The 9668-nt window shown below is 51.1% G+C and carries 11 protein-coding genes; 6 read left to right on the top strand and 5 right to left on the bottom strand.

Annotated features, from left to right (window positions below):
- Together AC2JC8_RS05510 and AC2JC8_RS05505 are read left to right on the top strand one after the other, a co-directional pair.
- Positions 1 to 315 (top strand): dihydrodipicolinate reductase C-terminal domain-containing protein (locus AC2JC8_RS05510; protein WP_484594319.1); only part of this gene is annotated, 315 nt, incomplete at its 5' end.
- 25 nt (positions 316 to 340) lie between these two features.
- The gene (locus AC2JC8_RS05505; RefSeq protein ID WP_255131034.1) at positions 341 to 985 is read left to right on the top strand and encodes a hypothetical protein; all 645 of its coding nucleotides are present in this window, start codon (positions 341 to 343) and stop codon (positions 983 to 985) included.
- Here the strand turns inward: AC2JC8_RS05505 and folP are convergent.
- The 3 genes from folP to AC2JC8_RS05490 are packed head-to-tail and all read right to left on the bottom strand — an operon-like array spanning position 942 to position 2778.
- Positions 942 to 1811, bottom strand: a complete 870-nt coding sequence (gene folP / locus AC2JC8_RS05500; RefSeq protein ID WP_484401340.1) for a dihydropteroate synthase — start codon at positions 1809 to 1811, stop codon at positions 942 to 944. The genes AC2JC8_RS05505 and folP overlap by 44 nt on opposite strands.
- Before the next feature lie 5 nt (positions 1812 to 1816).
- On the bottom strand, positions 1817 to 2560 hold the full coding sequence (gene tpiA, locus AC2JC8_RS05495) for a triose-phosphate isomerase (protein ID WP_461555421.1): 744 nt from the start codon (positions 2558 to 2560) through the stop codon (positions 1817 to 1819).
- Positions 2561 to 2586: 26 nt separating this feature from the next.
- Positions 2587 to 2778 (bottom strand): RNA-binding S4 domain-containing protein, encoded by a 192-nt coding sequence (locus tag AC2JC8_RS05490; protein ID WP_484401341.1) that lies wholly within the window; start codon positions 2776 to 2778, stop codon positions 2587 to 2589.
- 25 nt (positions 2779 to 2803) lie between these two features.
- Between AC2JC8_RS05490 and AC2JC8_RS05485 the strand changes: the two genes are divergently transcribed.
- Genes AC2JC8_RS05485 through AC2JC8_RS05475 form a run of 3 tightly spaced genes read left to right on the top strand, consistent with a single transcriptional unit; the run spans position 2804 to position 5170 of the window.
- Positions 2804 to 4546 carry an ABC transporter ATP-binding protein gene (locus tag AC2JC8_RS05485; protein WP_484401342.1) on the top strand — a complete coding sequence of 581 codons (1743 nt, stop codon included), beginning with the start codon at positions 2804 to 2806 and terminating at the stop codon, positions 4544 to 4546.
- A 52-nt stretch (positions 4547 to 4598) separates the two neighbouring features.
- Positions 4599 to 4910, top strand: coding sequence for a hypothetical protein (locus tag AC2JC8_RS05480; protein WP_484401343.1), 312 nt, complete (start codon positions 4599 to 4601; stop codon positions 4908 to 4910).
- A gap of 32 nt (positions 4911 to 4942) precedes the next feature.
- Complete coding sequence (locus tag AC2JC8_RS05475) at positions 4943 to 5170, top strand: DUF6447 family protein (protein WP_484401345.1); 228 nt, start codon at positions 4943 to 4945, stop codon at positions 5168 to 5170.
- A gap of 37 nt (positions 5171 to 5207) precedes the next feature.
- On the opposite strand, the gene AC2JC8_RS05470 is transcribed toward AC2JC8_RS05475, so the two are convergent.
- Positions 5208 to 5885 carry a DUF3386 domain-containing protein gene (locus tag AC2JC8_RS05470; protein WP_484401346.1) on the bottom strand — a complete coding sequence of 226 codons (678 nt, stop codon included), beginning with the start codon at positions 5883 to 5885 and terminating at the stop codon, positions 5208 to 5210.
- Entirely contained in the window at positions 5860 to 9201 is a 3342-nt protein-coding gene (gene carB / locus AC2JC8_RS05465; RefSeq protein WP_484594318.1) for a carbamoyl-phosphate synthase large subunit, read from the bottom strand. The genes AC2JC8_RS05470 and carB overlap by 26 nt, the downstream gene beginning before the upstream one ends.
- A 120-nt stretch (positions 9202 to 9321) precedes the next feature.
- Here carB and AC2JC8_RS05460 point away from each other — a divergent pair.
- A partial coding sequence (locus AC2JC8_RS05460; protein WP_484594317.1) for a DUF3318 domain-containing protein occupies positions 9322 to 9668 on the top strand: 347 nt, incomplete at its 3' end.

Below are 9668 nucleotides of genomic sequence, written 5' to 3'. Positions count from 1 at the left end.
CCAAGCGGCACCTGCATCAAAACAGCTGAATTACTCGAGGAGCTCGGCAAAAGCTTTAATTCCCCTGAACTTGATGAGCATGAAAGCTTGGCTGGCTGCCGCGGCGGATTGCGAGAAAGCGGTTTGCGGCTTCATTCAATTCGCCTGCCGGGGCTGGTGGCCCACCAGGAAGTGCAATTTGGGGCGGCTGGGGAGCGCTATGTGCTGCGCCACGACACATTTGATCGAGCCGCTTACATGCCAGGTGTATTGCTAGCTATCCGCAAGGTGCGCCAGTTGCCAGGTTTGGTTTATGGCCTAGAGCGCTTGCTGTGAAGCGCTAACGCGACAAACTAAGCGAATGCTTCTTCCCCTAAAGCCAGGTGAACTGCAGAGGTTGATCCCTGCGGTGGCAAGTGGCCCCCAATTTAGTTTTTGTTCTGGCGGCCCCCAGCTGGTGTTACAGCGGGTTTTGATATCCACCCTCGGCGGCCTGATTCCCCTCTTGATAGCCCAGGGGGGCTTCGGCTCCCGCTGGAGCAACCTTTGGCTCGTATTCGGCCTCGTGATGCTTCTCTACGTGCTCTGGGGGCCAATCATCCAGGCCGGTGGCCGCAATGGCCAGCTACGTAAATATCCGGCGGCGGCCTTGTTTGAAGGCCAAATTAAGGATCTCTACACCAAGGAAAAACTAGAAGGGCGTCAAGAAACCACCGATAAAGAGGGCCGACTTGAATTAGTGGAAAATCGCCGTACCTGGCTTTGCCTTGAACTTGAGGATGAAGATGGTTACCTGGCGCAGTTGCGTTTTCCCCTTGATAAGGCCCATAAAACTTTGCGAAAGGGAATGACGATTCGTTGTCTTGTGCTCTCTGAACGGGCTGATTTTTCCAAAATTGCCAGGCTTTCCGATGGCTGGGTACCCCAAGCCAAACTTTGGGTGGGCGACTATCCCTATTTACTCAGGCCTGCTTTTGAGGAAATTTGTCTGCGACGCTTGCGTTAGCTGAATGGGGCCATAAAGCATCAGCCATGGCGCAAACTTGCAGCATCGCTGCCACATCGTGCACCCGCACCATTGACGCTCCAGCGGCGATCGCTTTACACACCGCTGCTGCAGTTCCCCAGCTACGGGCACGAGCTCTTTTTTCATTCAAAATTTCGCCAATAAAACGCTTTCGGCTCGGCCCTACCAGCAGCGGATAACCATGGGCAGCTAACCGCTGTAAGCCATCAAGTAATTCGAGATTTTGGTCTTTATTTTTGGCGAAGCCCAAGCCTGGGTCCCACCACAGCTGGCTTGGCTCTACCCCAGCGGCTATGGCAGCAGCAGTGCATTGCAAGAGCTCATCTTCCACTTCCAGCACCACATTGTTGTAGTTATTTAGATCTCCCATTGATTGGCTATTACCGCGGCGATGCATCAATACATAGGGGCAAGCTGCTTTTGCTACTAAGGGCAACATTGCTGAATCAGCTGTGCCTGCAGACACATCATTTACCCAATTCACCCCGTGGGCCAGTGCCACTGCTGCTACGGGCGCATGAAATGTATCTATCGAGAGCAATAAATCAGCGGGTAGATCGCCTGCTCGTCTGGCTTGGCAGATCAAGCTGAAAAGCGGCAGAAGCCGTTCTAATTCCTTCTCAGGGCTTAATTCGATGGCCCCCGGACGGGTGCTTTGGGCGCCGATATCAATTATTGCGGCCCCCTGTTTTGCCATGCGAACCATGGCTTTAAAAGCACGGCTGGGGTCGTAAAAAAGCCCCCCATCGCTAAAGGAATCAGGGGTGATATTTAAAACCCCCATCACCCTGGTTGTACGGATCAAATCTTTTATTTCAGTATGAAGTTGGCAATTCGGGCAAATCCTTCAGCTTCAAGCGAGGCACCCCCCACTAACACTCCATCGATATCAGACATCGCCATTAATTCATCGATATTGCCAGCTTTAACCGATCCTCCGTATTGCACCGTGAGGCTTGGCTGGCCCACCCAGGTGCGAATTAAACCGCAAACTCGGTTTGCCTCCTCAGAGGCACAGGTTTTACCGGTGCCGATAGCCCAGATTGGCTCGTAGGCCACCACAAGTTGGTTTGGATTGATGCCATCGAGGCCTTGTTCAACTTGGCGGCGAATCACCCTTTCGGTGTCGCCACTGCTGCGTTGTTCATCGCTTTCTCCAACGCAAAGGATTGGTATCAAGCCGGCGGCTTGGGCCGTACGCGCCCGGTGGTTGATTTGTTCGTCGCTTTCGCTGAAATATTTGCGCGGTTCGCTGTGGCCAACAATTGTGTAACCAACTCCGTGTTCCAACAGCATCGCCGCTGAAATTTCGCCGGTGAAGGCACCACTGCCCTCCCAGTGAACGTTTTGACTCGCCAATTGCACTGCACTGCCAGCAAGGGCCTGATGCATTGTTTCCAGGGCTGTAAAAGGCGGTGCCAGCACGATGCTGCGATCTCTGGGGGTATCGGCCACCAGCGGTAAAAACTGCGCTGCAAAGGCTCGCGCCTCACTGCAACTCATGTGCATTTTCCAGTTGCCGGCAATCACAACCGGACGCGATCCCTTACTCAAGCGATCCCTCTCTCAAGCAGCTCAACTTAGATGGTGGACTCACCTGAAAAAATAAATTGCTCTGAGGCGAGATTTATCTTGTCGCCTTTCTGTAATTGGCGGGAACGACGCTTTTCAATTTCATCATTCACCTGAACCAAGCCCTGCTGGATTAGCAGTTTTGCTTCGCCACCAGTGCCCACAAGGCCTTGAAATTTAAGGAATTGATCCAATTGCATCAAACCAGAGGGGTAATCTGCGGCAATGGTTGCATCCCCTTCGGCAGGCTTCCGCAGGTTGCTGCCTTTGCTACAGCCCCACAGGGGGCGCCTTGCGGCCGGCGGCCTTTGCATGCTGGTATTTGTGGCCTGTTGGCCCCTGCTGGCAGCTCAGGCAGGTCAATTGATCCCGGCAATCGGCAGCGGCGATTTCAGCCGTGTTTTGCAGGTTATTAGTGTTGCCTTGGCCTTATTTCTTGTGCAGAAATTAGCCCAATTCGGCCAAGACACACTGCTGGCCGCCCCTGCTTTACAGGTAAGCCAAGCCTTGCGGCGTCAATTGTTTGCCCGCCTGCAGAGATTGGAATTTGGTGTTTTAGAAAAGCTTTCCTCCGGCGATCTCACCTATCGCCTCACCGAGGATGCTGATCGCGTTGGTGAGGTTATTTATAAAACAATCCAAGACACCACACCAAGTGCGCTGCAGCTGGTAGCAGTGTTTGGCTACATGGTTTTCCTGGATTGGAAGCTGTCTTTAGCAACCTTGTTGTTGGCCCCTTTGGTGGCCCTTTTGGTGAGTGTTTTTGGTGCTCGCGTGATGGGGGCAGCTGAGCGCAGTCAGCAGCAGGTAAGTGAATTAGCCGGCTTGCTGGGGGAGGCGATTAATGGCTTGCCGCTGGTGCGGGCATTTGCGGCAGAACCTTGGTTGCAGCAGCGATTTGAAACGGAAATTGATCTACATCGCCAAGCCAGATATCGCACCATGCGCTTGCTGGCTTTACAGCATCCAGTTGTGGGTTTTATCGAAGCGGCTGGAATCCTCACGGTGCTTCTGATCGGTGCTGCCCGTATCAGTGCTGGGGGTCTGAGTGGAGCCGGTTTTAGCAGCTATGTGGCTGCTTTATTGATGTTGATCGATCCCATTTCCCATCTCACAACAAATTTCAACGAATTTCAACAAGGCCAGGCTTCTTTGCGCAGGTTGCGTGCCATTGAAGAAGAGCCGGTTGAACCCCCCGATGTGCCAGGGGCAATAGCGCTTCCTCAGCTCCAGGGTCGCTTGGTATTGGAGCAAGTGAGTTTTGGCTACAGCTCTGAAGTTCAGGTGTTGCACAACCTCAGCCTCAGCATTGAACCGGGCCAGGTGGTGGCTTTAGTGGGCCCCTCTGGAGCAGGTAAAACCACCCTTTTCTCCTTGCTGTTGCGTTTCAATGTTGCGCAACAAGGAAAAGTGCTGCTTGATGGCATCGATTTGCGCCAGCTGCGAGCGGCGGAATTGCGCCGAGGGGTGGCATTAGTTCCGCAAAACACCACGTTATTTTCAGGCACTGTTGCTGAAGCGATTCGTTTTGGCCGGAGCGCCACCGATGCAGAACTGCGTCGGGCAGCGCAGTTAGCCAACGCAGCTGAATTTATTGAAGCTTTGCCGGGGGGATACCAAGCTCGGGTTGAGGAACGGGGCACAAACTTCTCTGGCGGCCAAAAGCAACGAATTGCCATTGCTCGAGCGGTGCTTGGTAATCCAGCGGTGTTACTGCTTGATGAGGCCACCAGCGCCCTTGATGCAGAGGCCGAAGAAGCGGTGCAACAAGGGCTAGCCCAAGCCATGGCTGGCCGCACCGTGCTAGTGATCGCCCATCGTTTATCAACTGTGCAGGAGGCTGATCGGATCCTTTTTCTAGAAAATGGACGGATTATTGAACAAGGAAACCATGATCAATTAATGCAGGCAGGGGGGCGATACCGCGAGCTCTGCAACCGACAGCTAATTAGATCTTTTCTTCCATAATCCAATAAACTGTTTATATATTTAAAAAAATCTAAACAGACGTCTGTAAAAAATGACTACCAGCACCTCATTGCATTGGGAATACAGAGTTATTCACATCAATGTAGATAATGGACCTCCGCCAACGCCCCCCACTCCGGAAGCTGCCAGCGAAAGGCTGGGGGGTGCGCTAAGCCCAGATTTCATCGCAAGAGAATTTCCCGATTTTTATGCAAAAAATCAATCGCTCCCAAAGCATCCAGCGGCCCAGCTACAACATTTTCTAAATCTGCTAGGGCAAGAGGGCTGGGAATTCATCGAAACGGCTCAAGTGGGCCCGTTGTTGATGTTTTTCTTTAAGCGTCCCCAAGGCCCGGTACATTAACCGGGCTCCTCAAGCTAAGGATCAAAGCCTCAATGACTAACTCCGGCGATCAGGAAAATCCTGTACTCACGTTTGAAGGTAAGCGCTACGACCTTAATAACTTGCCCGATGATGTAAAGGAATTGGTTCGTGGTATGCAAGTTGCTGATGCCCAATTGCGGCTCCATGAAGACACCTTGAAGGTGTTGGCAGTGGGTCGTCAGTCGATGGCGTTGCAATTAAATGAACGCCTCAAAACAATCGGCCCAATGGCTGACTAATTATTAACTTATCTAAAGACTTGGTTTAAGTAATTAGCTAGAGAACCTCAAGGTTTTCAAATAAGAAACGTTGTTCGTTGGCTGGGATGTCTCCATGGGCATCGCCAGCCACAACACGTTCGCCCAACACCCATAAGTCAGAGTTGTTAAGCGGCACAAAAGTATCGCTAAAGCGGCTTATGGCGCCTTTTAATTCGCCGCTGGTGGGATCGGAATACTGACTTGTGTATTTGTGGCTTAAGTAACCGCTTCCAGTGTCGGTGGTGCTTTCGGTAAAAATAGTTACTACCGTGCCATGAATATGGCGATGAACCATTGTTACAACATCATTTTTGATGCGATAACGATCACCAGTATTTTTTCCACCAACGATTACTTCGGTGCCAATTGTGTCGGTGTTACCGGCGCTGAAGCTATTGGACCCATGGGTTTGCTCAAAACTACGGCGCACCCGGTGGATCGCTACTTCCCAGAGCTGGGAAGCCATCGCCTTGTGGATCTCTTCGTCGCTAATACCTTCCACACTTGCCTTGAGATCGGCTCCCACTACAAAGCTGCCCTCAACGCGCTTGTCGCCCTGCTCCCAGATGCAGCGGCCCTTGTAGCCACCGAAGTCCGGTTCCCAGGTGTAGCGATTTTCATAGGCGGCCCTGAATAGGGCAGTGCAGTCGCTGCCAGGAATTGGCGCGTTAGTTGTGGGGCTGCTGATTGTCATTGTTTCTTGGTAGATGCGAGTCGCAATGCAAATCTTGCAAGGCGTTGATTGGTAATTCATTCTGGCCCTGAAGAGCTGCCACTGCCGCCACTGCTGCTTTAGCCCCGGCAAGTGTTGTAACAGTGGGCACTTGATAATCGAGGGCAGCTCTGCGTAGATACCGATCGTCGTGGGTGGCTTGGCGCCCGATAGGGGTGTTGATGATTAATTGAATTTGGCCGGAGCGGATGGCATCTTCCACGTTGGGTCGCCCCTCATGCACTTTGAGCACGGTTTCCACTTCTAATCCTTGAGCCCTCAAGTGGCGGGCGGTGCCACTGGTGGCAACCAGGGCAAAACCTTGGGCGGCCAGGTCTTTTGCAACAGCGCCTAAGGCTTGCTTGTCCCGGTCGTGGGTGGAAAGAAAAACAGTGCCTGCGGTGGGTAGTACCTCGCCTGCCCCTAGTTCAGCTTTCGCGTAGGCCATGCCAAAACTAGTAGCGGTTCCCATCACTTCACCGGTGGAACGCATCTCAGGCCCCAGCAATGAATCGGCGCCGGGGAAGCGGCGAAAAGGCAAAACTGCTTCTTTCACCGCCTGCAAAGGGGGTTGGGGTTCATTTATTACGCCAAGTTCATTTAAATTACGCCCAGCCATTATTTGACTAGCAATTTTCGCTAACGGCAGCCCGGTTGCTTTTGCTACGAATGGCACGGTTCTTGATGCCCTTGGATTTGCTTCAATTATAAAAACTTGATGATCTTTAACGGCAAACTGAAGATTTATTAAACCGCGCACTTCTAAACGTTTGGCTAATTGAATACTCCAATTTCTTATAGTTGCTAAGCAATCTTTAGATAAGCTCACTGCGGGTAGGCAACAGGCTGAATCTCCAGAATGAATGCCAGCAGGTTCGATATGTTCCATTAAACCGCCAATTACTACCGTGCCTGAGTTGTCGCATAAAGCATCAATGTCTACCTCTATTGCATTCTCAAGATATTCGTCTATCAAAACTGGTTGATTCGGATCCACCTTCACGGCTTCGCGCATATAACGATCTAATTCTTTACTATCAAAAACAACTTCCATCGCACGGCCACCAAGTACATAACTGGGGCGTACCACCACCGGATAACCAATTTTTTCAGCGATTGCTATTGCTTCTTTTTCACTGCGAGCAATGCCATTTCGTGGTTGCCGTATTTCTAAACTACGTAATACAGCTTCAAATTGTTCACGATCCTCTGCTAGGTCAATATTTCGCGGAGAAGTGCCCCAGATTTCTGTGCCAGTGAGTTTGCCTGCATCAGTTTCAAGCCAGGCAAGAAGTGGTAAGGCGAGTTTAAGTGGGGTTTGGCCGCCAAATTGCACAATCACCCCTGCTGGATGTTCGGCCTCGATCACATTCAACACATCCTCCAGAGTGAGGGGTTCAAAATACAAACGATCGCTACTGTCGTAATCGGTGGAAACGGTTTCAGGATTGCTGTTTTGCATCACGGTTACCAATCCTTCCGCCTGCAGCGCAAATGAGGCATGGCAACAGCAGTAGTCGAATTCAATCCCTTGTCCGATCCGGTTGGGGCCGCCGCCAAGAATTAACACTTTGCGCCGAGATTCCGGTTGCACCTCAGTATTAGGAGCTAATACTTCCAATTCTCCTGAACTATTTAATCGCTCCAAGCATCTTTCATAGGTTGAATAGTGATAAGGGGTGCTGGAGGCAAATTCAGCAGCGCAGGTGTCAACGGTTTTAAATAAAACATCAACGCCAAGTTCTTGGCGCTTACTGCGCACTTTAAGTTCATCGCTTCCTGTGGCGTAGGCGATTTGACAGTCGCTGTAACCCAATTGCTTTAGTTCCAATAAAGCATCTGCATTAAGCTGAGCTAATGATTTACCTTGAAGTAGGCGTTTCTCACTAATCAGTAGAGCTTCCAGTTTACCCAGAAACCAGGGATCAATATTACTTAGCTGATGTATTTCAGCCACAGTACGCCCTTGATTTAAGCCGCTGCGCACTGAAAAGATACGTTCTGGGGTTGGAGTGCGTAGTTCCCTTTCCAGCTCGCTTGGGCTAGGGCTGGTTTCTGGCCGGTCGCAACCCCAGCCGCTATGGCCAGTTTCAAGGGAGCGCAGGGCTTTTTGAAAGGATTCTTCAAAACAACGACCAATCGCCATCGCTTCCCCAACAGATTTCATCGAGGTGGTGAGCACAGAGGAGCTGCCGCTAAATTTTTCAAAAGCAAAGCGCGGCACCTTAGTTACTACATAGTCGATGGTTGGTTCAAAGCAGGCAGGTGTTTTTTCGGTGATGTCGTTAATAATTTCATCAAGCCGATAACCAACAGCCAGTCGCGCGGCAATTTTGGCAATCGGGAAGCCCGTTGCTTTGCTGGCAAGCGCTGAACTGCGACTCACCCTTGGATTCATTTCAATTACAACTACATCTCCATTGCTTGGATTGATAGCAAATTGGATGTTGCTGCCGCCTGTATCAACGCCGATTTCCCTAATAATTGCAATTGATTGATCTCGCAACCTTTGATATTCCCGATCTGTGAGAGTTTGAGCTGGGGCAACGGTGATTGAATCTCCTGTGTGAACCCCCATCGGATCAATATTTTCAATGCTGCACACAATTACAACGTTATCCGCACTGTCTCGCATTACTTCAAGTTCAAATTCTTTCCATCCCAGCAGTGATTGTTCAATCAATATTTGAGATACCGGGCTGGCCTCTAGGCCGCTTTTACAGATGGCAATAAATTCCTCCAGGTTGTAAGCAATGCCACCGCCTGCCCCGCCCAAGGTGAAGCCAGGTCTAATGATGCGGGGATAACCGCCAATACTTTCTCCAACTATTAATGCCTCCTTAAGAGTTGTAGCGATTCCCGAAGGACATACATCTACGCCAATTCGTTGCATCGCCTGCTTAAACAATTGGCGGTCTTCTGCTTTACGAATTGCCTCCAGGTTTGCGCCGATTAGTTCAACTCCGAAGCGTTCAAGCGTGCCATTTTCAGCAAGTACCACCGCCAAATTGAGAGCGGTTTGTCCTCCCATTGTGGGTAGGAGCGCATCGGGTCGTTCCCTTTCGATCACCTGGGTAACCACTTCAGGGGTTAGTGGTTCGATATAGGTTCTGTCCGCCATATCCGGATCCGTCATTATTGAAGCCGGATTGGAATTCACCAAAACCACTTCATATCCCTCTGCTCGCAATGCTTTGCAGGCTTGGGTTCCGGAATAATCAAATTCGCATGCTTGGCCGATCACAATGGGTCCAGACCCCAGCAGCAGGATCCGATGCAAATCCGTGCGGCGGGGCATGGGCGGTGATTACAGCAAAACGATCACAGCATCTCACCTTGGCGGCCAACCCACCAGCGTCCGTTGCGGAGAGGTCGCTACTCTGTGGGTTGTATCTGACGTTATTGAACGTCTGTGTTCATGAGTGAGCTCCAGCGCCTGAAGGGGCTGCTGCCGCCAGAGATGCAGAGTTGGGTGTTTGTCGAAGCAGCCGCTTCCGCAGATCCTCCCTTGATCAGCCTCGAGGAAATTGGTAGGGATGAAGTGGAAATCCAGTTGCATTTGGATAAATGGGATGAACTAGCTCTCGATCACCGCAACCTTCTTTTTTGGCATGAGGTGGGCCGTATCCAAAATGACGCCATTCCGCGGGATGGTTGGGAAATGGCAGCACTTGCAATCGGTCTTGGTGGTGCAATCGGCGAGTTGTGGGTGCAAGACGGCTTATTACTTGTGTTAGCAGTGGGATTATCTGGATTTGCCGGTTA

Source organism: Synechococcus sp. (assembly GCF_982614295.1).
Note: the sequence above shows the minus strand (reverse complement) of the source record. Positions and strands in the feature narration are given on the sequence as shown.